Below are 24,200 nucleotides of genomic sequence, written 5' to 3'. Positions count from 1 at the left end.
GGTGTCGCCTAGTCATTGAGCGTCACATCCCAGCTATCGAGCGTGGTACCCAATGTCTGGTCCAGTTCGGCTTGAGCATTGAGGTAAGCGATCGTGGCATCCAGGTGAATGCTCTGGGCAGTGCGCAGGTCGTTTTCAAAACTGAGCACCTGAAAATTGCTCGAACGCCCCACGGCCAGTTTTTCCTGCTCGATCTGCAGCTTTCGACGTGACAGTGCCAACGCACGCCCAGCGATCTCTAACTGACGCCAACGGACATTGATGTCCCGAACCGCATTGGCGACATCGCGCTGCAGTTGCTGATGGGACTCCGCCAGGCTCACTTGATGGTTTTCTAAGGCGACCTGCGCCCGGACTTCCTTCTGACGACGACTCAAGTCACCGATGGGAATGTCCAGTTCCAACCCAACGTAGTGTTCCCACGCCTTGTCCTTGCCAGGGCGCGCTCGTGCCTGAGTGGCACCGCTGACCAGCGACAGGTCCCACCGCTGGTCATTGCGCGCCACCTGCAAGTCGATCGCGGCCTGCTCGCCGGCAATCAGTTGCATCAGGTACGCAGGCTGCATCGCTTCGGCCTTGCCTATCGCCTGTTGGCCATCCACCTGCAGCGGCCGTACCACTGGCTTTTCCGTCGCCCGTAGCGGTGTGGAAAGCGCTATGCCAAGGGTTTGAGCGAGTGCCAGGCGGCGGGCATGCAGTTGATTGAGACTGCCTTGCAATGCCAGTTCCTGATTGGCAACTTCTGCTTCAGCCTGGACAATTTCGAACGCTGCCATGCGCCCAGCAGCGATCAACGCCTGGTTGACCTCCACCAGTTGCCGCGCCCTGGCCAGGCTATCGCGAGCGATGCGCAGTTGTTCCTGGGCTTGCAGCAGGTCACGGTAGACCTTGATCGTGTCAGTGATCACCTGCGCCACACTGTCCTTGAGCGCCAGCCGGTTGGTCTGCTCGGTCAACCGCGCCTGGCGCAACGGTGCGCTTGCCACCGCTCGCCCGGCACCACGCAACAGGGGTTGGACCACCATGAGGTTGGCGCCATCACGGTAGCGATTACCCGCTTCCTCGGCACGCGTTTGGCCATAGGCCCAGTCAAGGCTCAAGCGAGTGCCATAGGGCGTCAGCAGGCTGGCCGACGGCGTCACCTCTGCCTCGCGATAGCGATCGTCCTGGTTACGACTGCCCAGAAAACGCGCCTTGAGCGTTAGTTGCGGGGCAAAGTGATCACGTGCCACACGCAAGTCGAACTTCTGAGCGATACGCTCGAGGTAGGCGCTGCGAATCGCCCGATTGTCACGCAGGGCCAAGGCGATGGCATCCACCAGTTCCAGGGCCAGTTCCTCCCCGACATCGACCGCGAAGGCTTTGGCCGATACCGCGTGGATTTGCGTTGGCCGAGACGGTTGCAAGCGGTCACCGGCAACCCCTTGCAAAGGCATCAACAACCCACAGGCGATCGCCAGCCACCTAGTCATCACGCAACGCCACCACCGGTTGCAAACGCGCAGCGGCGAGCGCGGGCTGCAACCCGAAGAACACGCCCACAATCAGCGAACTGCCAACCCCCAAAGGCAACGACGAGCCGTCCACCGTAAAACGCCACCCCGATGCGACTGCAAAGCGCCAAGCGCCTACAAGCCCGACCAGCGCTCCCGTTGATGCACCCGCACCGGTCAACAAAATGGCTTCGAGCAGGAACAGCCAGGCGATATCCCGAGCCCGTGCGCCCAACGCCAAACGCACACCGATCTCTCGGCGTCGTTCAGCGACATTCATCACCATCACGTTCATTACCCCAACGCCACCCAGCAACAACGCAATGCCCGCGAACCCGCCAAGCAACCAACGGAACAGGCTCGACTGGTCGGCCATGCCTTCGATCAGTTGCTGCGGAAGACGTACCTCGACTTCATGCCCCGCAAGCCGAGCATTCAGGTAGTCTTCAGGGCAATGGCAGCCTGCGACATGACTGCAGTATCACGCCCCAACGCCAGCAGTGTGCCGATCTCAGGGGAGGCCAATAGGCGCCTCATGCCCTGCAACGGCATGAGCACGGCATCGTCCAGCTGCACCGGTAGCATCGGGTTGTAGCCCAGCGGCGCGAGTATCCCCACGACATTGAACAGGTAGGCGCCCAGCGCCAGCCGATCTCCTACGTTGACATCGAGGGTCTGAGCCAATGTCGCACCCAAAAGCACGTGGGGGCTGGAATCGTCATACATCGACAACAGACGCCCCTCGCCAGCGGTCAAGCCGAGGACCTGCACCAAATGTGGAGTACTGCCGGCAACCAGCACTTCTCGCTGTTGTCCACGCGACTGCACAGTGACCACCGCCATTGCCAACGGCGCGATCGCGTTGATCTCCGCCGGCAGCCCGGAAAATCCAGGGAAACGGCCTGCGGGTGTCAGGTCGATGAGCATGAGCTCGCTGCCCAGGCCCTGAAACAGTTGCCTGGCATGCTGCGCCGCACTGTGGCCAATATTGAGCAAAGCCACCACGGCAGCGCAGCCTACCGCGATACCCAGCAACGCCAGCCAGGCACGGCGCCCCAGCAAACGCAAACTGGCCAACGCCTCACCCACGCGATGCCGCCAATCAGGGCCGTAGGCCTCAGGCACTCGCGACACCTCCATCCTGCACCTGCAGGCACCGCTCCATACGACGGGCCAGGGTGGCGTCATGAGTGACCATGACCAAGGTCACGCCCCGTTCCCGGTTCAGCGCCAACAACAATTCCAGCACCTCGTTGGACGTAGCCGCATCCAGGTTGCCTGTCGGCTCGTCGGCTAGCAGCAATCGAGGTTCTGTCACCAAGGCTCGGGCCATGGCCACCCGCTGGCGCTGGCCACCCGAGAGGTCTGCGGGGCGATGCCGGACCCGCAGCCCAAGCCCGACCGCCTCCAATTGCACCTGCGCCGCCCGGCGTGCCGCTGCTTGCCGAACACCCCGATAACAGAGCGGCAAGGCAACGTTGTCCAGCACCGTGAGGCGCGGTATCAGGTTGAAACTCTGGAAGACGAAGCCGATCATGCGGTTGCGCAGGATCGCGCGTTGGTCGGCGTTCGCGGCTGTCATGTCGCGGCCGGCCAATAGCACACGGCCTTGGCAGGGTTGATCCAGCAGGCCCATCAAATTAAGCAAGGTGCTCTTGCCTGAACCGGAAGGGCCGACGATGGCACAGGTCTGGGCAGAAGGGATCGACAGCGAGACATCGTGCAGGATGGGCTGATTGCCCAGAAAACGGGTAACGCCATCCAGGGAAAGGATTGTGCTCATCCGCGTGCTCCCTCCTCGTCAGTGTCAGTCGCTGGAAGGGCGGCCTCTGGGTCCTTTGACGATGGGTCGCTTTCGGTAGCGAGCTTCCATTCGTTGGCCATCAGGTCCATTAGAGAGATGTTGAATTCGGGCCTCTCAACTTCTTGCAAGCCCATCTGCATCATGATTCCGGCTTCGTAGTTACCGTACTGCGCCACCTCTACAGGGGGGAGCGATTTGTAGTAATCGAGAGTCTCCTGCAATCCGTTATCAATACGCCCCGTTTTCCGATACTCCGAATTCATCTTGTCGATAATATGCCGAGCCCACGCATTGTGCTGCTCAGTTCTTTCACTCAATGCGGCACGCCGTTCACTGATGGTGAATGCCCCACTCTCATCGTAAATAATCAGACTCAACTGATCGCGACTGAGCCCTTTGAAGGGATTATCACCTGTCCCCATGGCAAATGCGTTTGCCTTTTTGGCACGTTCAATGAGTTCAGGATCATCGGTGTCGGGGAGCTGGCTGTCATAGAAGTCTTTCGCAAGCAAGTACCCAGCCCCTCCTATGCTATCTAGGATCCTGGCTGCGAATGCGGCGAGCTCTTTGCGTGAAAGCTGGCTGTCTCGGGCTGCAGCACGCTCGGCAGCAGCACCTAGTTGCTGTGCGAACGCTGACAGTTCTACTTCTTTTCCAGCATCCTCCGTGGGATCGACAGCAATGACTGACTTGCCGAACTTTCATCCAAGCGTTTCACATGAGTGACAACAGCCCGTACACTACTGGATAGTAAATCCCGTTTTATGGAATCCATTAATTGCACCTCAACATATCCATTGCATCTTGAAATAGCGGCACCTCATCACTTCGCCAATGAGGTGCCTTCATGGCCAGGCTATTACCGTGTGCTATTTCATGGTGAACTCAACGACCCACGAATAATCAGCAGCCGTCCTGATAATGGTTGCCTGGCAAATGGCCCCACCACTCGGCGTTGCAGCCTTTGTCCATTCGGGCTTCTGGATTCCACCTGGGAGTGTTCGCAGTTGGTACGTTGTGCCGAAGGCACAGGCTTTGCTACCAATGGTGTAACGCACCATTGCGGCATTCACGTCCGGGCTGATAATGCGCTGAACGCGCATGTAGGTCGCCGATCCAGGCTCAACGGTCTGGTCAGGTTTGGGATTGGCTATCTGGTAAGTACTGCTCTCGTTGGATGTCACTAGCTTCAACACAGCTGGCTGTGTTCCCAGATTCTTGAACGTTACCTCTACAGGCGGCCCCGCCTGCACCCCTCCGGCAAAAATCAGCGAAGCCGTGGCAAACAGTGACAGCGATGTCTTCTTCATACGTTGGCGCTCTCTCGACTCTTCCGTGTGTTGATGGATGAGGCGCCCTTAGGTGGTCCCAAGCATGTCCAAGACGTTCCTTCGTACGTGGACAGCTCCCGAAGGGCGTCCATAGGGCTTAACGGCAGCCATCGAGAAAGCCTTAGACTTTTTATGGGCTTTGAATATGTCTGAATGTGACCCTGCACCACGGCAGCGCAGGCTTCATTCGGCAAAGCGCCATTTTTCCAGCGCCAAAAATCCAGCAGCAACCCCCTTATCGCCAAACGCCATAAGACCGCCCGTAGTTTTTTGACGATTTTTGAAAAAATTTTTTGGATGCTGGCACAAGAACATCCCACCCCGACTTCGCCCTTTGTATATAGGTACGAAACCGGGACGTGCTATCAGAATGAAAGTATTAGCCACTGAAAAAATATTTAGAAATCTTTCATCCGAGCGGAACCCACCTCGGAACTTCTGCTACGACCCATCGCTCATAGTGCCGTAACGAATATCTTGCGCCGTGGGTGTGAGAGATGACTTACAGATGACAACGGCAGGTATCCATACCCGCCATGGAAACTTCGACAGTGGCTACGGAAAGCCCGAGAACCCTGTCTTTACAGGAGAGACGCGCCCCTAACAAATCGTCCTAGTGGTTGATTTCAAAGGATTTTTTCACTTGAAAGAACAAGCACAGCATCGCGCCAAGTAGCGCCTTGCAATAAAGACGGCTGCATTTCAGGGCACGCCTTTTAATTATTGGCTTTTGACTGCCAACTTTGAGTGCACAACTTCGTGCGCTCTGGATTCATTCATGCCTGCGCTCGGCGAAGTGTGCTTTCGCCATGGATCCGTGCGCCCGAAAACTGTTGTTAATCAACCCAGTCCGGCTCTTCCCGGAGGAGCTGGCGTGATAAACACATGAGGTGATAGCGATGCGTATCAGCATCTTTGGTTTGGGTTATGTGGGTGCAGTCTGTGCAGGTTGCCTGACGGCACGTGGCCATGACGTGATTGGTGTGGACGTTTCCAGCACCAAGATCGACCTGATCAATCAGGGTAAGTCGCCCATCGTCGAACCAGGCCTGGAAGCACTGCTGCAGCAAGGCATCGCCAACGGCCGCCTGCGTGGCACCACCGACTTCGCCGAGGCCATCCGTGCCAGCGATGTATCGATGATCTGCGTCGGCACCCCGAGCAAGAAAAACGGCGACCTGGGCCTTGAGTACATCGAGTCGGTGTGCCGCGAAATCGGCTATGTGCTGCGCGACACCACCCGTCGTCACACCATCGTGGTACGCAGCACCGTGCTGCCTGGTACCGTCAAGAACGTGGTCATCCCAATTCTCGAGGACTGCTCGGGCAAGAAGGCCGGGGTCGACTTCGGCGTCGCGGTCAACCCTGAGTTCCTGCGCGAAAGCACCGCGATCAAGGATTACGACCACCCACCGATGACCGTCATTGGCGAACTGGACAGCGCCAGCGGCGACATCCTGCAAAGCCTGTACGAAGAGCTCGACGCTCCGATCATCCGCAAGCCGATCGAAGTGGCCGAGATGATCAAGTACACCTGCAACGTCTGGCACGCCACCAAGGTCACCTTCGCCAACGAAATCGGCAACATCGCCAAGGCGGTGGGTGTCGATGGCCGCGATGTGATGGACGTGGTCTGCCAGGACAAAGTGCTGAACCTTTCGCAGTACTACATGCGCCCAGGCTTCGCCTTCGGTGGTTCCTGCCTGCCCAAGGACGTACGCGCCCTCACCTATCGTGCCGCCAGCCTCGATGTACGCGCTCCCCTGCTCGACTCGCTGATGCGCAGCAACGAATCGCAGGTCCAGAACGCCTTCGAGCTGATCGAAGCCCATGAAAAGCGCAAGGTCGCCCTGCTTGGCCTGAGCTTCAAGGCCGGCACCGACGACCTGCGTGAAAGCCCGCTGGTGGAACTGGCCGAGCGCCTGATCGGCAAGGGCTATCAACTGGATATCTACGACGAGAACGTCGAGTACGCCCGCGTTCACGGGGCGAACAAAGAGTACATCGAGTCGAAGATTCCGCATGTCTCGTCGCTGCTCAACGCCAACTTCCAAAAGGTCATCGACAACGCCGACATCATCGTCCTGGGCAACCGTGACGAGCAGTTCCGCGCCCTTGCCGAGCAAGCGCCGGCCGGCAAGCAAGTGATCGACCTGGTCGGTTTCATGAGCAAAGGCACCTGTGCTGCCAGCCGTACCGAAGGTATCTGCTGGTAAGCCCTTGGCCGGGCAGCGGTGGCCTCCCCACCGCCGCTGCCCTCCCTTTTTCTGATTTCGCGACGGATGCTGAACATGCAAAGGCTCCAGACAGTGCTGTTGCAGTGCGCCGGGTGGCTGCTCTACATGAGCCTGCTCATGCTGATCGCCCTGGCCCTGCCCAGCGATATCTTCGACTCGCAGTCGAAGCACTTCATCTTCCTGGTCGGCGCAGTCGGCATCTGGCGCTACTCCATGGGCGCCACCCATTTCATCCGCGGCATGATCTTCCTGTACCTGGTCTACCCCTACCTGCGCCGCAAGGTACAGAAACTGGGCAAGGCGGCTGACCCGTCGCATGTCTACCTGATGGTGACCAGCTTCCGCATCGACGCACTGACCACGGCCCAGGTGTACAGCTCGGTGATCCGTGAAGCGATCAACTGCGGCTACCCGACGACCGTGGTGTGCTCACTGGTGGAGATGTCCGACGAGCTGCTGGTGAAAAGCCTGTGGGCCAAGTACACCCCGCCAGCACATGTGAAACTCGACATCGTGCGCATCGCCGGCACCGGCAAGCGCGACGGCCTGGCCTATGGCTTTCGCGCCATCTCGCGCATGCTGCCGGACGAGAACGCCGTGGTCGCGGTCATCGACGGCGATACCGTGCTGGCCGATGGCGTGGTGAACAAGACCGTGCCCTGGTTCAAGCTCTACCCCAACGTTGGCGGCCTGACCACCAACGAATTCTGCGAAGTGCGCGGCGGCTACATCATGAGCGAGTGGCACAAGCTGCGCTTCGCTCAGCGTCACATCAACATGTGCTCGATGGCACTGAGCAAGCGCGTGCTGACCATGACCGGGCGCATGTCGATGTTCCGCGCCAGCGTGGTGACCAACCCCGAGTTCATCGCCGACGTCGAAAGCGACTCGCTGATGCACTGGCGCCTGGGCCGGTTCAAGTTCCTCACCGGTGACGACAAGTCCAGCTGGTTCAGCCTGATGCGCCTGGGTTACGACACCTTCTACGTGCCCGATGCCGCCATCAACACGGTCGAACATCCGCCCGAGAAGAGCTTCCTGAAGGCCAGTCGCAAGCTGATGTACCGCTGGTACGGCAACAACCTGCGGCAAAATTCCCGCGCCCTGGGACTGGGTGTTCGTCGCCTGGGGCTGTTCACCAGCATCGTGCTGTTCGACCAACGCGTGTCGATGTGGACCAGCCTGCTGGGCCTTACCGTGGCGGTGATCGCCAGCCTCAAGTTCGGCATGGCTTTCCTGCTGGTTTACCTGCTGTGGATCGGCATCACCCGCCTGATCCTGACGGTGATGCTGCTGTGCTCCGGCCACAACGTGGGTCCGGCCTACCCGCTGATTCTCTATTACAACCAGATCGTCGGCGCGCTGATGAAGATCTACGTGTTCTTCCGCCTCGACAAGCAGTCCTGGACCCGTCAGCCCACTGCCCTGAAGCGCGACCTCGCCAGTTTTCAACAATGGTTCAACACCTGGTCCTCGCGGACCATGACCTTCTCGGCTGCCAGCATCTTCGTTGCTGTGCTGTTCATGGTCGTGTGAGCCCAACCCGGATCGGAACTAAAGGAACAAACCACCATGAATACCGCCGTGAATGTCAACGTCGTGCATGAGTCCGAAGCCCAGCGCCAACACGCCCGGGTGCGCATCCCCGCCAAGCTGCGCTTCCTGGATGCCCAGCGCCAGCCCCATGATGTGAAGGTCGACGACCTTTCCGCCGGTGGCCTGAGCTTCCACACCAAGCAGCCACTGAAGGTTGGCGATGTGCTGCGCGGGCGCTTGCAGTTCGTGGTCGACAACCTTGGCCTGTCGATGGACATCGAATTCCAGGTGCGCTCCTACCTCGCCGACACCGGCCGTACCGGCGCGCAGTTCCAGAACCTGGAACCACGCGACATCGCCACCTTGCGCCACATCATCACCAGCCACCTGTCCGGTGAGCTGATCAGCATCGGCGATGTACTGAGCACCCTGCAGCGCGACAACTTCACCAAGGCCCGCAAGCAGAAGGATTCAGGTACCGGCCTGTCGGCCTTCGGCCGCCTGAAAGCGGTGACCGTGACCCTGGGCGTGTTCGTGGTGGGCATTGCCGCCTTCGGCTTCGTGGCCAAGTCGCTGTATGGCATGTATTTCGTGAGCCATGCCGAAGCCGGCGTGGTGGCAGTGCCGACCACCAACGTCACCATGCCCCGCGACGGTACGGTGAGCAGCCTGGTCGAAAGCGGTGGCCTGATCGCCAAAGGCGCCCCGCTGGCCAGCTTCAGCACCAGCATGCTGGACATGCTCAAGGGCCATCTGGACGACTCGCAGCTGGAGCCGGCCAAGGTCGAGGAATTGTTCGGCAAGCAACTCTCCGGGACTCTCACCAGTCCCTGCGATTGCGTGGTCGCCCGCCAGCTGGTGGACGACGGCCAGTACGCCGCCAAAGGCCAGCCGATCTTCCAGCTGATCCCGCGTACCAGCAACCCGCTGATCGAGGCGCGCTTCAGCTACCGCCAGTTCGACAAGGTCCAACCAGGCACCCGTGTCAACTTCCAGATCGCCGGCGAAGACGACGTGCGCACCGGCCATATCGTCAGCAGCACCAGCCTCAACAGCGAAGACCTGGCCTCCGATATCCGCGTTCAAATCAAGCCTGACGGCGCCTTGCCGGCCGAATTGGCCGGCCGCCCGGCCTCGGTCACCAGCGACCGTGGTCCATCGCTGGACTGGTTGATCGACAAAGCCGTTGCCCGTGGGCTTTAAGAGGATCGAGCTGATGAATTGCATGACGCCGTTGCGAGGGCTCTGCCCTCCATCGCGACTCAAGGCCACAGCCACAGGGCCTGCGTCGTCCACTGGAGCGCGCAGCGCTCGCCCATCTGCATGGTGTGCACTGGCGCTGGCCGTCAGCCTGGCCGGTTGCGCCGGTCTGCCCGACCAGCGCCTGGCCAACGAAGCGCTCAAGCGTGGCGACACTGCCCTGGCCGAGCGCAACTACAAAGCGCTGGCCGACCTGGGCTACAGCGACGCGCAGGTGGGCCTGGCCGACATCAAGGTCACCAGTGGCGACCCTGCGCAGTTCAAGGAAGCCGAAGCGACCTACCGCGCCGCGGCAGCAACCTCGCCGCGTGCCCAGGCGCGCCTTGGCCGCTTGTTGGTGGCCAAACCCGACAGCACCCAGGCCGAGCGCGAGGAAGCTGAACGGCTGCTCAAGCAGGCTTCGGCGCAGGGCGAAAACAAGACCCTGATCCCACTGGCGATGCTTTACCTGCTGTACCCGCAGAGCTTCCCCAAGGTCAACGCCCAGCAGCAGATCGACCAGTGGCGCGCGGCTGGCTATCCGGAAGCCGGCCTGGCCCAGGTGCTGCTGTACCGCACCCAAGGCACCTATGACCAGAATCTGGACAAGGTCGAGGCGCTCTGCAAGGAAGCCCTGAACACCCTGGACGTCTGCTATGCCGAATTGGCGACCGTCTACCAGAAGCGGGGCCAGACCGACCAGCAGGCTGCCCTGCTGCAACAGCTCAAGTCGGCCTACGCCCGCGGCTCGGTGCCGGCCAGCCGCGTCGACAGCGTCGCCCGCGTCCTGGCCGACCGCAACCTCGGCCAGACCGATGAGAAAACCGCCAAGGACCTGCTCGAACAGATCGCGCCATCTAATCCGGCATCCTGGGTCAGCCTCGCGCAACTGGTGTACGACTTCCCCGAGCTGGGCGACACCGACCAGTTGATGGCTTACATCGACAAAGGTCGCGAAGCGCAACAGCCCCGTGCTGAACTGCTGCTTGGCCGTCTCTACTACGAAGGCAAGAGCGTACCGGCCGATGCCGTGAAGGCCGAACAACACCTGCAAGCGGCGGCCAACGCCGGCGAAGTCAGTGCCGACTACTACCTGGGCCAACTGTACCGCCGTGGATACCTGGGCGATGTCGAGCCGCAGAAAGCGGTCGACCACTTGCTCAATGCCGCCCGTGGTGGCCAGAACAGCGCCGACTACGCCCTGGCCCAGCTGTTCAGCGAGGGCCATGGTATCCGCAGCAACCCGGCCAATGCCTGGGTGTTCGCCCAGCTGTCCCAGGCCAACCCGACGCCGCAGTCGGCTGAACTGCTTGCACAGCTCGATCAGCAACTCACGCCTGAACAACGCAGCCAGGCCCAGCAACTGCTGGCCCAGGAGAAGCAGGCACGCGGCAGCATGGGCCGGGGTGCCACCAGCACACTGGCCATCGAAGCGCTGCAAGACGATGAAAAAGAAGTAGACGGTGAGGACATGCTATGACGCTCAATCCCTTCGTGAAGGCCGGCATCGGCCTGAGCTTCGCCCTGCTGTGGTCGTGCCCGACCCTGGCGGACATGACCGCCGAGAAGAACTTTGGTCTGGACGTGAAAATCACCGGTCAGTCCGAGGACGACCGTGACCTGGGCACCCGCTCCGGCGGCGACGTCAATGGCCTGGGCCTGGACCTGCGCCCATGGGTGTACGGCGAACGCGGTAGCTGGAGTGCCTACGCCATGGGCCAGGCCGTGACCGCTACCGACACCATCGAAACCGACACCCTGCGCCAGAACGACGACGGCACCACCACCGACACTGGCGAGGACAGCCGCACGCCAGACAAGAGCTACCTGGCCCTGCGCGAGTTCTGGGTCGGCTACAGCGGCCTCACCGCCTACCCCGGCGAGCAGCTTCGCCTGGGTCGCCAGCGCCTGCGCAGCGATGATGGCATGTGGCGCGACACCAATATCGAAGCCCTGAACTGGACCTTCGACACCACCCTGCTCAAGGCTGACCTGGGCGTGGCCCAGCGCTTCAGCGAATACCGCACCGACCTCACCGAACTGGCGCCGGAAGACAAGGACCGCACCCATGTCTACGGCAATGTCGCCACACAGTGGACCCCTGGCCACTGGGTCGGCCTGCGCGCTCACCACAGCCACGACAGCGGCAGCCTGAAAAACCCAGGCGAAACCGTCGACGCACTGGACAAGACCCGCACTGGCGACCTCACCTGGCTGGGCCTGGAAGCCAACAGCGATGCCTACAACTGGCGCAACGACCACACCGTCAACTACTGGGGCAGCGTCACCTGGCTGACGGGCGACCGCGACACCCTGAGCAGCCAACAGGTGGGCAACGAGCAGGTGGCAACCGGCAAGCAGAGCGGTGACGTCAACGCCTGGGGCACCGACCTCGGCATCCGCCTGCGCCTGGACCCCAACTGGCAAGTCGGCGCGGCCTATGCCCGTGGCAGCGGCGGTGGCGGCAGCGACGGCTCGAACAACTTCGAGCAGACCGGCCTTGAAAGCAACCGGTCCAACTTCACCGGCACCCGTTCGCGCGTCCACCGCTTCGGCGAGGCGTTCCGTGGCGAGCTGGGCAACCTGCAGGCGGCCACCCTGTTCGCCTCCTGGCAACTGCGCGACGACTACGACGCAAGCTTCATCTACCACAAGTTCTGGCGTGTCGATGACCAACAGAACATCGGCTCCAGCGGCATCAACGCCGTGGTCAACGACAACGGCGTGAACCGCCCACTGGTCAATGGCGAGAAAGACCTGGGCCAGGAGATGGACGTGGTCGTCACCAAGTACTTCAAGCAAGGCCTGCTGCCGGCGTCGATGAGCCAGGCCATCGACGAACCTTCGGCCCTGGTACGTCTGCGTGCCGGTGTGTTCAAGCCGGGCGACGCCTATGGCCAGGAAGCGGACTCGTACATGCACCGCGCCTTCGTCGACGTGATCTGGCGCTATTGAGCCGGGAGAGGAACCACATGACCCTTCACCCGAACCTTCGCCACAGCCTCCTGGCCAGCGCTTTGCTGCTGGCCTCGGGCCTTGCGTTCGCGGACAACCCCGCCAACAAGGCCAAGGAACTGCAGCAGGCCAAGACCTACACCGTGTCCAGTGCACCGGTCGAGCCACTGCACATGGACCCACCCAAGCTGCCCGACCTGTCCGGCTACACCGCAGAGGCCGTGCAGAAGAAGATCGACCGCAGCCACAAGGGCACCGTCAGCGTACGCCGCATGCTGCAGGAAGAATCGCTCAAGGAGTTCATCGGCGGTGACAACAAAGCCGCCGAGTGGGTGCAGCGCCAGCATGGCATTCCCCAGGCGATCTTCGTCGACAACGGCCATGTCGACCTGGTCGAACTGAGCAAGAAAGTACCCAAGCAGTACCTGAGCGAGGTCGAGCCTGGTGTGTACCTGGCACGCTTGCCGATCGTGGTCGGGCAGAAGGGCATCCTCGAGATCGACGGCAAGGTCAAGCAGTTGCGCCTGTCCCAGGAAGGCGGTTCGTTCCTGGTCAACGACGGCAAGCTGTTCGTCACCGACACCCAGGTGACCGGCTGGCGCGAAAAGGACAACGGCCCGGCCAGTTTCCGCTCGCCCAGCGAATTCCGCCCGTTCCTGCTGTCCTGGGGCGGCACCGAGACCTACATCGTCAACACCAAGATGGCCAGCTTCGGCTATGCCAAGTCCAAGTCCTACGGTGTGAGCATCTCGCAGTACACCCCGAACATGGCCAAGCGCATGGGCCGCCCTGAACCGACCGGCTGGATCATCGGTTCGGAGTTCAGCGACATGTGGTACGGCTTCTACTGCTACGAAACCCAGGACTTCGTGGTCAAGGACAGCGTCTACCGCGACAACATCGTCTACGGCATCGACCCGCACGACCGTTCGCACCGCCTGATCATCGCCGGCAACACTGTCTACGGCACCAAGAAAAAGCACGGGATCATCGTCTCGCGTGAGGTCAACGACAGCTGGATCATCAACAACAAGAGCTACGACAACAAGCTCTCGGGTGTGGTGATCGACCGTAACAGCGTCAACAACCTGATCGCCTACAACGAGATCTACCGCAACCACACCGACGGCATCACCCTGTACGAAAGCGGCGACAACCTGATCTGGGGCAACAAGCTGATCAACAACCGTCGCCACGGCATCCGCGTGCGCAACAGCGTGAACATTCGTCTGTACGAAAACGTCGCCATGGCCAACGGCCTGGTGGGCGTCTACGGGCACATCAAGGATCTGTCGGATACCGACCGTGACATCGCCCTCGACCCGTTCGACACCAAGGTCTCGCTGATCGTGGTCGGCGGTGAGCTGGCGGCCAACGGCTCGGGGCCGCTGTCGATCGACTCGCCCCTTTCGGTGGAGTTGTACAAGGTCTCGATGCTCGCCCCGCGCAAGGCCAACGGCATCAGCCTCAACGGCATCCTCGGCGAGCGCCAGGACGAAATCCTCGACCTGCTGGTGCGCCAGCAGAAGGCTGTGCTGATCGACCCGGTCGAACGCCAGACCGAAATGATCGACTAAGGAAGCCCGACCATGACCCCACATCTGATGAAACTGCTCGGTCTGTCCGCTGCCCTCCTGGCCATTAGCCAGGGCGTGCGCGCCGACGACGTGAAGGCACCGACCTTCACCGCCGAGCCGTGCTGCCAACTGTGCCCCGAGGCGCATGACCCCAGCCGCTACACCACGCGTTACCAGCAGAACTTCACCACCCTGGTGCAAGCCCAGGGCGACTGGCTGTTCCGGACCCGCGAAGACCTGCGTACCGAGTTCGACACCACACCGTCTGGCTACAAACGCCTTCAGCAAGTGCACGACGCCTTCAAGAAGCGCGGCGTGGAGTTGGTCGTGGTGTACCAGCCGACCCGCGGCCTGGTGAACCGCAACATGCTCAAGCCTGAAGAAAAAGCCGCCTTCAACTATCAGAAGGCCCTGAGCAACTACCAGGCCATGCTGCAGCGCTTTGCCAAGATGGGCTACAACGTACCCGACCTCTCGCCGCTAACCAACGAGCAGTTGGCCGCAGCCGACCAGGGCAAGGACTTCTACTTCCGCGGCGACCAGCACTGGACGCCCTACGGCGCCGAGCGCGCAGCGAAGATCGTGGCCGAGACCGTGCACAAGATGCCGGCGTTCGAAGGCATTCCACGCAAGGAATTCGAAACCCACAAGTCGGGCCGCATGGGTAAGACCGGTACGCTGCATAACGTTGCAGGCCAGCTTTGTGGCACCAGCTACGCCGTGCAGTACATGGACCAGTTCGCCACCGAACCGAAGGGTTCGAGCGGCGGCGACGACCTGTTCGGTGACAGCGGTAATGCCCAGATCACCCTGGTCGGCACCAGCCACAGCGGCAAGAACTACAACTTCTCCGGGTTCCTGCAACAGTACATCGGCGCCGATGTGCTCAACGTCGCCTTCCCAGGCGGCGGTTTGGAAGGCTCGATGATCCAGTACCTGGGCAGCGAAGAGTTCCAGAAGCACCCGCCGAAGATCCTGATCTGGGAGTTCTCTCCGCTGTATCGCCTCGACCAGGAAACCATCTGGCGCCAGATCCTCGCCTTGCTCGACGATGGCTGCGACGCGCGTCCTGCGCTGATGAGCGCCAGCGCCGAACTCAAGCCCGGCAAGAACGAGCTGATGGTCAACGGCAAGGGCGGCGTGATCAAAGACCTGATCAACCGCAACCTGCAGATGGACTTCAAGTTCGAGGACACCTCGGTCAAGACCCTGCAGGCCACCCTGTGGTACCTCAATGGCCGCCACGAAGACATCAAGATCGAGAAGCCGGACACCTCCGAAACCGACGGTCGCTTCGTTTTCCAGATGCGCGAAGACGAAGACTGGGCCAGCCAGAACCTGTTGGCCGTCGAGGTCCAGGGGCCTGAGGACGGCACCCGCAAAGTCGAAGCCAAGCTTTGCAAACGCAACAACTTCGCCAGCCCTATGCACACCGCGCAAGCTGGCCAGTGAGGCGAACATGACCAAGCTCAGCAGAACCACCGCACCCGCACTTCTTGCCCTGGCGCTGTTCGGCGGCGCCGCGCATGCCGCGCTGGTACCGCCCCAGGGCTATTACGAAGGCATCGAGAAACTCAAGACCAGCGACGGCAATTTCCGTTGCGCGGCACCGCCCAGACCCTATACCGGCGCGTTGCAGTTTCGCAGCAAGTACGAGGGCTCGGACAGTGCCCGGGCAACCTTGAACCTGGACTCGGAACAGGCCTTCCGCGACTCCACCAAGGAAATCACCACCCTGGAGCGTGGCGTGGCCAAGATGGTCAACCAGTACATGCGAGACGGTCGGCCCGCGCAGCTCGACTGCACGCTGAACTGGCTGAGCACCTGGGCACGGGCCGATGCCCTGATGTCGACCAACTACAACCACACCGGCAAGTCCATGCGCAAATGGGCACTGGGCAGCATGAGCGGGTCTTGGCTGCGCCTTAAGTTCTCTAACTCGCAACCACTGGCGGCGCACCAGGCCCAGGCCGAACTGATCGAGAAGTGGTTCGCCCGCCTGGCCGAGCAGACCGTACGCGACTGGAGCAACTTGCCCCTGCAGAAGATCAACAACCACAGCTATTGGGCGGCCTGGTCGGTCATGGCTACCGCCGTGGCCACCGACCGCCGTGACCTGTTCGACTGGGCGGTGAAGGAATACAAGGTCGGCGCCAACCAGGTCGATGCCCAGGGCTTCCTGCCAAACGAGCTCAAGCGCAAGCAGCGCGCCCTGGCCTACCACAACTATGCCCTGCCCCCCCTGGCGATGATCGCCAGCTTCGCCCAGGCCAATGGCGTGGACCTGCGTGGCGAGAACAACAACGCCCTGCAGCGCCTGGGGCAGAAAGTGCTGGCCGGGGCCAGGGATCCGAGTGCGTTCAAGACCCGCAATGGCGAGAAGCAGGACATGGACGACCTCAAGATCGACAACAAGTACGCCTGGCTGGAGCCCTGGTGCCAGCTGTATGCGTGCAACGCCGACACCCTTGAGCGCAAGCGCGACATGCAGCCATTCGACAGCTTCCGGCTGGGTGGCAACCTGACCCGGGTCTACGACCCGAGCGCAGCGCGCAAGAAGTAACGCAAAGGCCCTGCAGGAGCGGATTCATCCGCGCTGGCGTCGGCAGGCTCACAACCGCTGCCATGACCATCGCAATCGCGGATGAATCCGCTCCTGCAAGGGACTAGGTATCTCCCACTTTTCGAGTGGGGGGTTTGGGGGGCGCTTTGCCCTGGATGCTGTGAACAAAAAGGAGAACCGGGATGGTCTTCTCGTCCAACGTGTTCCTGTTCCTGTTCTTGCCGGTCTTCCTCGGCTTGTACTACTTGAGCGGGCAACGCTATCGCAACCTGCTGCTGCTGGTTGCCAGCTACATCTTCTACGCCTGGTGGCGGGTGGACTTCCTCGCCCTGTTCGCCGGGGTCACCCTGTGGAACTACTGGATCGGCCTGAAAGTCGGTGCCGCGGGCGTGCGCACCAAGCCGGCCCAACGTTGGCTGCTGCTTGGCGTAGGCGTGGACCTGGCGATCCTGGGCTACTTCAAGTACGCCAATTTCGGCGTCGACAGCCTGAACGCGATCATCACCTCGTTTGGCCTGGAGCCGTTCATCCTCACCCACGTGCTGCTGCCGATCGGTATCTCGTTCTATATCTTCGAGTCGATCAGCTACATCATCGACGTGTATCGCGGCGACACCCCGGCCACCCGCAACCTGATCGATTTCGCGGCGTTCGTGGCCATCTTCCCGCACCTGATCGCAGGCCCCGTGCTGCGCTTCAAGGATCTGGTCGACCAGTTCAATAACCGCACCCACACACTGGACAAGTTCTCCGAAGGCTGCACCCGCTTCATGCAGGGCTTCATCAAGAAAGTGTTCATCGCCGACACCCTGGCGGTGGTCGCCGATCACTGCTTCGCCCTGCAGAACCCCACCACTGGCGACGCCTGGCTCGGCGCCCTGGCCTATACCGCGCAGCTGTACTTCGACTTCTCCGGCTACAGCGACATGGCCATCGGCCTGGGTCTGATGATGGGCTTCCGCTTCATGGAGAACTTCAAGCAGCCCTACATCAGCCAGTCGATCACCGAGTTCTGGCGCCGCTGGCACATCAGCCTATCGACCTGGCTGCGGGACTACCTGTACATCACCCTGGGCGGTAACCGCAAAGGCACCTTCAATACCTACCGCAACCTGTTCCTGACCATGCTGCTGGGCGGCCTGTGGCACGGCGCCAACTTCACCTACATCATCTGGGGCGCCTGGCACGGCATGTGGCTGGCCATCGAGCGTGCATTGGGCATCGACACCAATCCGCAACGCTTCAACCCGGTCAAATGGGCCTTCACCTTCCTGCTGGTAGTGGTCGGCTGGGTGATCTTCCGCGCCGAGAACCTGGAAGTGGCCGGTCGCATGTATGGCGCCATGTTCAGCTTCGGCCAGTGGCAGCTGTCCGAACTCAATCGCGCCCAGCTCACTGGCCTGCAGGTGGCCACGCTGGTCATCGCCTACATCACCCTGGCGTTCTTCGGCCTGCGCGACTTCTACCGCAATGCCAAGCCGAGCCCCGTGGCAAGCCCGGTGCAGGTCAATGCCGATGGCTCGATCGGCCTGGACTGGACCCGGGTAATGTCCCGCGCCCTGATCCTGCTGCTGTTCGTGGCTTCGATCCTCAAGCTCTCGGCGCAGAGCTACTCGCCGTTCCTCTACTTCCAGTTCTGAGGCTGATGACCATGACCCGGACATTACGCATCACTTACTCCCTGTCGTTCCTCGGTCTGCTGGTGGGCATGGGCGTGTGGTCCACCGGTGGCCTGCAAAGCTTCCAGCGCACCGAGCAGATGACCATGCTCGACGGCAAGCTGGCCAAGGCTGCCGAGACCCATTACGACGAGCAGTTCCCGATCAAGCGCCTGGGCACCAACGTCTGGGCGGCGCTGGACTTCAAGTTGTTCAACGAAGGCCGCCCGGGCGTGGTCCTGGGGCGCGACCAGTGGCTGTTCAGTGACGAAGAGTTCAAGCCGACTGCCGGCGCCGAACAGTTGATGCAGGAAAACCTCGCCCTCATCCGTGGCGTGAGCGAAACCCTCAAGCGCCACAACGTGCAACTGGTGTTGGCAATCGTCCCAGCCAAGGCGCGGATCTACTCGGAGTACCTGGGCAAGGAACAACCGGCCAGCCTGCACGATGACCTGTACAACCGCTTCCATGCCCAGGCCCGCCAGGCCAACGTGTTCGCTCCCGACCTGCAGGCGGCCCTGGAACAGGCCAAGGCCCGTGGCCAGGTGTTCCTGCGTACCGACACCCATTGGACGCCCATGGGCGCCGAAGTCGTCGCACAGGCCCTGGCCGAAGCCGTTGGCCGTCAGAACCTGCTCAATGGCGAGCCGCAGACGTTCATCACCGAGGCTGGCAACAGCGCACCGTACAAGGGCGACCTGACCAACTTCCTGCCGCTGGACCCACTCTTCAGCAACCTGCTGCCGACCCCCGACAACCTGCAGCAGCGCACCACGCGCCCTGCGCAAACCGAGGGCGAGGCCGACGACGCACTGTTCGCCGACACCCGGATTCCAGTGGCCCTGGTGGGGACCAGCTACAGCGCAAACCCGCATTGGAACTTCCTCGGTGCCCTGCAGCAAGCCCTGCGCAGCGACGTGGCCAACTACGCCGAAGACGGCCATGGCCCGGTGTTGCCGATGCTCAAGTACCTGCAAAGCGATGCCTTCAAAAATGCCGCGCCACAAGTAGTGGTGTGGGAATTCCCAGAACGATATCTGCCAATGAAGAACGACCTCAGCAGCTTCGACCCGAACTGGATCGCACAGCTCAAGAGCGCACGTAAATCCGAAGAAAACCTGGCCTTGTCGTCCTCCCGGACGAACCACTGATAGAGAGGAACACGCACATGACTACCAAGACTTCCATTGCCAAAGCCCTCACCCTCGCGGCAGGCCTTTCCCTGGCTTCGATGCAAGCCTTCGCCGGCGCCGACGCTGCGCTGTACGGCCCAACCGCACCGAAGGGTTCGACCTTCGTGCGCCTGTACAACGCCTCCAGCGCACCCACCGCCGCCACTGTCGGCAACACCCAGATCAAGCAGGTCGGCGCCCAGGCCAGCAGCGACTTCAGCTTCCTGCCGGGGGGTGACTACACCGCCCAGGTCGGCGGCAAGAGCGTCCCGGTCAAACTGGCCGCCGACAAGTACTACACCCTGGTCAACAACGCCGGCGGCAACCCGCAGTTGATCGAAGAACCGCCGTTCAAGAACAAGCAGAAAGCACTTGTCCGGGTCCAGAACCTCAGCGACCAGACCCTGACCCTGAAAACCGCCGATGGCAAGACTGCCGTGGTGGATTCGGTAACCGCCAAGGGCCGTGGCGAACGTGAAATCAATCCGGTCAAGGTCAACCTGGCCTTGTTCGAAGGCGACAAGAAAGTCAGCGACCTCAAGCCGGTCGCTCTGGAGCGCGGCGAAGCCGCAGTGCTGTACGTAACGGGTTCCGGCAACAGCTTGTCGCCGGTGTGGGTAACTCGCCCCGTGGCTAGCAACTGATCCCCCTGCCTCTAAACGACTATTGGAGAAACATGATGATCCCGGTAATTCTTTCTGGTGGTAGCGGTTCCCGTCTGTGGCCTCTGTCGCGCAAGCAGTTCCCCAAGCAGTTCCTGGCCCTGACCGGTGAACACACCCTGTTCCAGCAAACCCTGGAGCGCCTGGTGTTCGAAGGCATGGACGCGCCTATCGTGGTCTGCAACAAGGACCACAAGTTCATCGTTCAGGAACAACTCGCCGCGCTGAAGCTGCAGACCCAAGGCATCCTGATGGAGCCGTTCGGTCGCAACACCGCCCCAGCGGTAGCCATGGCGGCCATGAAGCTGGTCAACGAAGGCCGCGACGAGCTGATGCTGGTGCTGCCGGCCGACCATGTGATCGAGGACCAGAAGGCACTGCAACGCGCCCTGGCCCTGGCCACCGTGGCTGCTGAACGTGGCGAGATGGTGCTGTTCGGCGTGCCGGCCACCAAGCCTGAAACCGGCTACGGCTACATCCGCTCCAGCCAGGATGCCCTGCTGCCTGAGGGCGTGGCGCGGGTTGCGCAGTTCGTCGAAAAGCCCGATGAAAAACGCGCCGCCGAATTCGTTCAGGCCGGTGGTTACTTCTGGAACAGCGGGATGTTCCTGTTCCGCGCCAGCCGCTTCCTCGAAGAGCTGAAGAAACATGACGCCGACATCTACGACACCTGCGTACTGGCCTTGGAGCGCAGCGCTGAAGACGGCGACGTGTTGAGCATCGACGAAGCCACCTTCGCCTGCTGCCCGGACAACTCCATCGACTACGCCGTGATGGAAAAGACCCAGCGCGCCTGCGTGGTGCCGATGTCCGCCGGTTGGAGCGATGTGGGCTGCTGGTCGTCGCTGTGGGACGTGCACGAAAAGGACGCCGACGGCAACGTCACCAAGGGTGATGTGGTGGTGCAGGACAGCCGCAACTGCATGATCCATGGCAACGGCAAGCTGGTGTCGGTGATTGGCCTGGAGAACATCGTGGTGGTCGAGACCAAGGACGCGATGATGATCGCCCACAAGGACAAGGTCCAGGGCGTCAAGCAGATGGTCAAGACGCTCGACGAGCAAGGCCGCAGCGAAACCCAGAACCACCTGGAAGTGTATCGCCCGTGGGGCTCGTACGACTCGGTGGACATGGGCGGGCGATTCCAGGTCAAGCACATCACCGTCAAGCCGGGCGCCAGCCTGTCGCTGCAGATGCACCACCACCGCGCCGAGCACTGGATCGTGGTGTCCGGCACCGCCGAAGTGACGTGTGACGAGAATGTGTTCCTGCTTACCGAGAACCAATCGACCTACATCCCGATCGCCTCGGTCCACCGCCTGCGCAACCCGGGCAAGATCCCACTGGAGATCATCGAGGTTCAGTCTGGCAGCTACCTGGGCGAGGATGACATCGAGCGATTCGAAGACGTGTATGGGCGTACATCCACACCCATCGAGCGCGGCATTTCGGTGAAGACCATCGCGCAGTAAATAGCGGACGTAAAGAAAGCCCCGTGGCCTTGGACGACCACGGGGCTTTTTCAATGCGGCGTTACTTGGGACGCAGATCGAGCTCGACTCGCCCGCTATTCAGCACGTACTTCTTGCCGGACCTGGTGAATTCAAACTCGAATTCGATGAGCAGGCTTTGACCCTGTCTGTATTCGAACTTGCCGATCGGCGGGTTGCCACTACTTGGCTGCCCCGCATAAAGCCCACGGTCAACAACGGCGAAGTAATTGGTGACGCTGTCAGCAGTGAACAGGAAAAACGCGCCAAAATCCTCCAGGCCACCCTTGAGCCCCTCTCGCTGGCTAACCAGAACGCCCGACAGTTCACCTGCCGAGTTGTAGAGTGGCCGGATTTGATCAGCCGTGAACCCACCATTGCTTTCAAGGACCGGGCTTACCTGTGCCGTGGCGGTCCCGGAAGCCTTCGCTGCCAGGGTTCTCACCTGACTGTCGATTTCAAAGTGACCATCGCTCACCGAAAACGAGCTGTTGCCACCCTTGAAGTCGAAGCTTGCCTGCTTCGGCTCGCCCGAGCTTCCCAACACCTCGATGGCCAGCCTGCCGGTCTGCGCGTAACCGGCGCCTTCGATGCCAAGGTGCGCCCAAACCTTGCCAGCTTCCAGAGGCTCGATATCGTAGGTTTTCACCTCTGGCGTTTCGGGCAGGTGAATATAAATGAATGGCTCGTTATCGATGGCTTCATCGTCGATCGCGAACACCGCATTGCCTGGCAGATAGTTGATCGTGCTGGCCTTGAACCTTGCATCGCGTCCACTGATCACGGCAGTCATTTGTCCAACCAACTGCCCCACTTTTTCCTTGCTTGAATTCACTTTCTTGTCTCCTGCGGCGGCGCAAGCGTTATGAAGTAGATGCTGCATGTGAGAACGTGCCGCCTTGGAGAAAGGCTACGAGCGCAGAGAGGCATTCGAAACTGGCAGAAATGCCAGGTGTGCCGTAGACAGCGTCGCGTCCTTCAAGCTGGATCGATTTACCGCTAGGATGGATGAACCTGTGCATTGAAGGTCACTGACTGATGCTTATCGGCGCCGCTCTGATACTCACTTGGCTTGTCCTGCTGCTGCGCTACCCGGCCAAGGCCTTGCCGATTTCCATGGCCGCCGTGTGCGGCTTGGGTCTGGTGGCATTGTGGGTGGCCTGGCAGGACAACCGTGAAACCTCGCAGTTGGCACGCCTGGACCTGCGCCTGACCTACGCACCGCAAGAATGCCCCGCCGACCGCGCACTGCGGGTGACCATGAAAAACGGCAACGATGTCCCGCTGACCGAACTGCGTTGGCGCGTGGCAGCCTACGCCCCTGGCGATACGGTGAACCTTGCCGAGAATACCTACAATGCACCGCGTTACCGCGGACCGGGCGAATTGCAGCCGGGGGCACAGTGGCAAGACTGCTTGCCACTTCCGCCGCTGCGCTCGGGGTACCGGCCACAGACCCTGGAATTCCGGGCCGAGCACCTGCAAGGTACATTTGCCAACTGATGCGTCGCCTCTACCGGCCCTTCGGCGGGGTAACCCGCGAAGACGCGGCACGGGAAATAACCCACTCACTGACAACAGGTCCCAAGCATGCCCACCGTCCTGATCACCGGTTGTTCCAGCGGCATCGGCCGCGCCCTGGCCGATACCTTCCGCGATGCTGGCTATGAAGTCTGGGCCACCGCCCGCAAGCCCGAAGACGTCGCGGTGCTGGCCGCAGCCGGTTTCGCCGCACGTGAACTGGATGTGAATGACAGCGAGGCCCTGAAGCGACTGGCTGACGAGTTGGAGGACCGTCATGGCCAACTGGACATGCTGATCAACAATGCCGGCTACGGCGCCATGGGGCCGCTGCTCGACGGTGGGGTTGATGCCCTGCGCCAGCAATTCGAAACCAATGTCTTCGCGGTGATCGGCGTGACGCGCGCGCTGTTCCCGCTGCTACGCCGCGCCCGTGGTCTGGTGGTGAACATCGGCAGCGTGTCAGGCGTGCTGGTGACCCCGTTTGCGGGAGCCTACTGCGCCTCGAAAGCCGCGGTGAACGCGCTGAGCGATGCCTTACGCCTTGAGTTGGCGCCCTTTGGCATTCAGGTGATGGAGGTGCAGCCAGGGGCGATTGCCTCGCAGTTCGCCAGCAATGCCCAACGCCAGGCCGATCAGGTGCTGGCAGCGGACTCGGCGTGGTGGCCTTTGCGCGAACAGGTTCAGGCACGGGCCCGGGCATCGCAGGACCGCCCAACGCCTGCGGCGGTGTTCGCCAAAGGGGTGCTAGCAGCGACGGGCAAGCGCAAGGTGCCCGCCGTTGTGCGATTGGGCAATGGCAGCACGGCACTACCGTTGATGGCCCGGCTGCTGCCGCGCCGCATGCTGGACTGGGTGTTGCGCAAGCGCTTCGGGCTTTTGCGTCCGCTTTGAGCCCATGCCGTCATGGGGGGCTGCTGTGCAGCCCTTCCAAGACACAGGGCCCCTCCCTCAAAGCAGCG

Annotated in this window: 21 protein-coding genes; 14 read left to right on the top strand and 7 right to left on the bottom strand. The window is 61.5% G+C overall.

Going from position 1 to position 24,200, the window contains the following annotated elements:
* Window positions 1-8 precede the first annotated feature (8 nt).
* The 6 genes from P3R38_RS04215 to P3R38_RS04190 form a co-directional block, all read right to left on the bottom strand.
* Window positions 9-1,472, bottom strand: a complete 1,464-nt coding sequence (locus P3R38_RS04215; RefSeq protein ID WP_277686859.1) for a TolC family protein — start codon at window positions 1,470-1,472, stop codon at window positions 9-11.
* Window positions 1,465-1,869, bottom strand: a complete 405-nt coding sequence (locus tag P3R38_RS04210; RefSeq protein ID WP_277686858.1) for an FtsX-like permease family protein — start codon at window positions 1,867-1,869, stop codon at window positions 1,465-1,467. The genes P3R38_RS04215 and P3R38_RS04210 overlap by 8 nt, the downstream gene beginning before the upstream one ends.
* Window positions 1,870-1,928: 59 nt before the next feature.
* A complete protein-coding gene (locus P3R38_RS04205; RefSeq protein WP_277686857.1) occupies window positions 1,929-2,618 on the bottom strand; it encodes an ABC transporter permease in 690 nt (229 codons plus the stop codon).
* Window positions 2,611-3,276: an ABC transporter ATP-binding protein gene (locus P3R38_RS04200; protein WP_186598920.1), complete on the bottom strand. Its 666-nt coding sequence runs from the start codon at window positions 3,274-3,276 to the stop codon at window positions 2,611-2,613. Before P3R38_RS04200 ends, P3R38_RS04205 begins: the two co-directional genes overlap by 8 nt.
* Entirely contained in the window at window positions 3,273-3,809 is a 537-nt protein-coding gene (locus tag P3R38_RS04195; RefSeq protein ID WP_277686856.1) for a hypothetical protein, read from the bottom strand. Before P3R38_RS04195 ends, P3R38_RS04200 begins: the two co-directional genes overlap by 4 nt.
* 357 nt (window positions 3,810-4,166) lie before the next feature.
* The gene (locus P3R38_RS04190; protein ID WP_023378777.1) at window positions 4,167-4,607 is read right to left on the bottom strand and encodes a hypothetical protein; all 441 of its coding nucleotides are present in this window, start codon (window positions 4,605-4,607) and stop codon (window positions 4,167-4,169) included.
* A 920-nt stretch (window positions 4,608-5,527) separates the two neighbouring features.
* Between P3R38_RS04190 and P3R38_RS04185 the strand changes: the two genes are divergently transcribed.
* The 12 genes from P3R38_RS04185 to P3R38_RS04130 all read left to right on the top strand — a co-directional run bounded on the left by P3R38_RS04185 (window position 5,528) and on the right by P3R38_RS04130 (window position 21,699).
* Window positions 5,528-6,844 carry a UDP-glucose/GDP-mannose dehydrogenase family protein gene (locus P3R38_RS04185; RefSeq protein ID WP_023378775.1) on the top strand — a complete coding sequence of 439 codons (1,317 nt, stop codon included), beginning with the start codon at window positions 5,528-5,530 and terminating at the stop codon, window positions 6,842-6,844.
* Window positions 6,845-6,919: 75 nt separating this feature from the next.
* Window positions 6,920-8,401 carry a mannuronan synthase gene (alg8, locus tag P3R38_RS04180; protein WP_277686855.1) on the top strand — a complete coding sequence of 494 codons (1,482 nt, stop codon included), beginning with the start codon at window positions 6,920-6,922 and terminating at the stop codon, window positions 8,399-8,401.
* Window positions 8,402-8,437: 36 nt separating this feature from the next.
* The gene (locus P3R38_RS04175) at window positions 8,438-9,604 is read left to right on the top strand and encodes an alginate biosynthesis protein Alg44 (RefSeq protein WP_027908067.1); all 1,167 of its coding nucleotides are present in this window, start codon (window positions 8,438-8,440) and stop codon (window positions 9,602-9,604) included.
* Window positions 9,605-9,617: 13 nt separating this feature from the next.
* On the top strand, window positions 9,618-11,120 hold the full coding sequence (gene algK / locus P3R38_RS04170) for an alginate biosynthesis TPR repeat lipoprotein AlgK (protein ID WP_023378770.1): 1,503 nt from the start codon (window positions 9,618-9,620) through the stop codon (window positions 11,118-11,120).
* On the top strand, window positions 11,117-12,595 hold the full coding sequence (locus tag P3R38_RS04165; protein WP_277686854.1) for an alginate export family protein: 1,479 nt from the start codon (window positions 11,117-11,119) through the stop codon (window positions 12,593-12,595). The genes algK and P3R38_RS04165 overlap by 4 nt, the downstream gene beginning before the upstream one ends.
* Before the next feature lie 17 nt (window positions 12,596-12,612).
* Window positions 12,613-14,172 carry a mannuronan 5-epimerase AlgG gene (algG, locus tag P3R38_RS04160; protein ID WP_023378767.1) on the top strand — a complete coding sequence of 520 codons (1,560 nt, stop codon included), beginning with the start codon at window positions 12,613-12,615 and terminating at the stop codon, window positions 14,170-14,172.
* Window positions 14,173-14,184: 12 nt separating this feature from the next.
* A complete protein-coding gene (locus tag P3R38_RS04155) occupies window positions 14,185-15,624 on the top strand; it encodes an alginate O-acetyltransferase (protein ID WP_023378766.1) in 1,440 nt (479 codons plus the stop codon).
* 7 nt (window positions 15,625-15,631) lie between these two features.
* Window positions 15,632-16,735, top strand: coding sequence for a mannuronate-specific alginate lyase (locus P3R38_RS04150; RefSeq protein WP_277686853.1), 1,104 nt, complete (start codon window positions 15,632-15,634; stop codon window positions 16,733-16,735).
* 182 nt (window positions 16,736-16,917) lie between these two features.
* Window positions 16,918-18,375, top strand: coding sequence for an MBOAT family protein (locus P3R38_RS04145; protein WP_023378764.1), 1,458 nt, complete (start codon window positions 16,918-16,920; stop codon window positions 18,373-18,375).
* Window positions 18,376-18,386: 11 nt separating this feature from the next.
* Window positions 18,387-19,544 carry an alginate O-acetyltransferase gene (locus P3R38_RS04140; protein WP_023378763.1) on the top strand — a complete coding sequence of 386 codons (1,158 nt, stop codon included), beginning with the start codon at window positions 18,387-18,389 and terminating at the stop codon, window positions 19,542-19,544.
* 17 nt (window positions 19,545-19,561) lie between these two features.
* Window positions 19,562-20,209, top strand: coding sequence for an alginate O-acetyltransferase AlgF (locus P3R38_RS04135; RefSeq protein ID WP_023378762.1), 648 nt, complete (start codon window positions 19,562-19,564; stop codon window positions 20,207-20,209).
* Window positions 20,210-20,244: 35 nt separating this feature from the next.
* On the top strand, window positions 20,245-21,699 hold the full coding sequence (locus P3R38_RS04130) for a mannose-1-phosphate guanylyltransferase/mannose-6-phosphate isomerase (protein ID WP_023378761.1): 1,455 nt from the start codon (window positions 20,245-20,247) through the stop codon (window positions 21,697-21,699).
* Window positions 21,700-21,760: 61 nt separating this feature from the next.
* Here P3R38_RS04130 and P3R38_RS04125 read toward each other — a convergent pair whose 3' ends face one another.
* Window positions 21,761-22,552 carry a hypothetical protein gene (locus P3R38_RS04125; protein ID WP_277686852.1) on the bottom strand — a complete coding sequence of 264 codons (792 nt, stop codon included), beginning with the start codon at window positions 22,550-22,552 and terminating at the stop codon, window positions 21,761-21,763.
* A gap of 203 nt (window positions 22,553-22,755) precedes the next feature.
* Between P3R38_RS04125 and P3R38_RS04120 the strand changes: the two genes are divergently transcribed.
* Together P3R38_RS04120 and P3R38_RS04115 are read left to right on the top strand one after the other, a co-directional pair.
* A complete protein-coding gene (locus P3R38_RS04120; protein WP_023378759.1) occupies window positions 22,756-23,220 on the top strand; it encodes a hypothetical protein in 465 nt (154 codons plus the stop codon).
* Window positions 23,221-23,307: 87 nt separating this feature from the next.
* Complete coding sequence (locus tag P3R38_RS04115) at window positions 23,308-24,132, top strand: SDR family oxidoreductase (protein ID WP_202675887.1); 825 nt, start codon at window positions 23,308-23,310, stop codon at window positions 24,130-24,132.
* Window positions 24,133-24,200: the final 68 nt, after the last annotated feature.

The organism is Pseudomonas sp. NyZ480 (assembly GCF_029537255.1).
GTDB classification, from domain to species: Bacteria; Pseudomonadota; Gammaproteobacteria; order Pseudomonadales; family Pseudomonadaceae; genus Aquipseudomonas; species Aquipseudomonas taiwanensis.
This window is presented reverse-complemented; position numbering and strand designations above follow the sequence as displayed.

Bases quoted from the DNA above. Each gene is read 5' to 3' on its own strand.
- P3R38_RS04130 (WP_023378761.1), top strand. From the start codon at position 20,245: ATGATCCCGGTAATTCTTTCTGGTGGTAGCGGTTCCCGTCTGTGGCCT.
- P3R38_RS04190 (WP_023378777.1), bottom strand. From the start codon at position 4,607: ATGAAGAAGACATCGCTGTCACTGTTTGCCACGGCTTCGCTGATTTTT.
- P3R38_RS04210 (WP_277686858.1), bottom strand. From the start codon at position 1,869: ATGGCCGACCAGTCGAGCCTGTTCCGTTGGTTGCTTGGCGGGTTCGCG.
- P3R38_RS04175 (WP_027908067.1), top strand. From the start codon at position 8,438: ATGAATACCGCCGTGAATGTCAACGTCGTGCATGAGTCCGAAGCCCAG.
- P3R38_RS04185 (WP_023378775.1), top strand. From the start codon at position 5,528: ATGCGTATCAGCATCTTTGGTTTGGGTTATGTGGGTGCAGTCTGTGCA.
- P3R38_RS04135 (WP_023378762.1), top strand. From the start codon at position 19,562: ATGACTACCAAGACTTCCATTGCCAAAGCCCTCACCCTCGCGGCAGGC.
- P3R38_RS04145 (WP_023378764.1), top strand. From the start codon at position 16,918: ATGGTCTTCTCGTCCAACGTGTTCCTGTTCCTGTTCTTGCCGGTCTTC.
- P3R38_RS04140 (WP_023378763.1), top strand. From the start codon at position 18,387: ATGACCCGGACATTACGCATCACTTACTCCCTGTCGTTCCTCGGTCTG.
- P3R38_RS04120 (WP_023378759.1), top strand. From the start codon at position 22,756: ATGCTTATCGGCGCCGCTCTGATACTCACTTGGCTTGTCCTGCTGCTG.
- alg8 (WP_277686855.1), top strand. From the start codon at position 6,920: ATGCAAAGGCTCCAGACAGTGCTGTTGCAGTGCGCCGGGTGGCTGCTC.
- P3R38_RS04215 (WP_277686859.1), bottom strand. From the start codon at position 1,472: ATGACTAGGTGGCTGGCGATCGCCTGTGGGTTGTTGATGCCTTTGCAA.
- P3R38_RS04200 (WP_186598920.1), bottom strand. From the start codon at position 3,276: ATGAGCACAATCCTTTCCCTGGATGGCGTTACCCGTTTTCTGGGCAAT.
- P3R38_RS04115 (WP_202675887.1), top strand. From the start codon at position 23,308: ATGCCCACCGTCCTGATCACCGGTTGTTCCAGCGGCATCGGCCGCGCC.
- P3R38_RS04165 (WP_277686854.1), top strand. From the start codon at position 11,117: ATGACGCTCAATCCCTTCGTGAAGGCCGGCATCGGCCTGAGCTTCGCC.
- algG (WP_023378767.1), top strand. From the start codon at position 12,613: ATGACCCTTCACCCGAACCTTCGCCACAGCCTCCTGGCCAGCGCTTTG.
- algK (WP_023378770.1), top strand. From the start codon at position 9,618: ATGAATTGCATGACGCCGTTGCGAGGGCTCTGCCCTCCATCGCGACTC.
- P3R38_RS04150 (WP_277686853.1), top strand. From the start codon at position 15,632: ATGACCAAGCTCAGCAGAACCACCGCACCCGCACTTCTTGCCCTGGCG.
- P3R38_RS04155 (WP_023378766.1), top strand. From the start codon at position 14,185: ATGACCCCACATCTGATGAAACTGCTCGGTCTGTCCGCTGCCCTCCTG.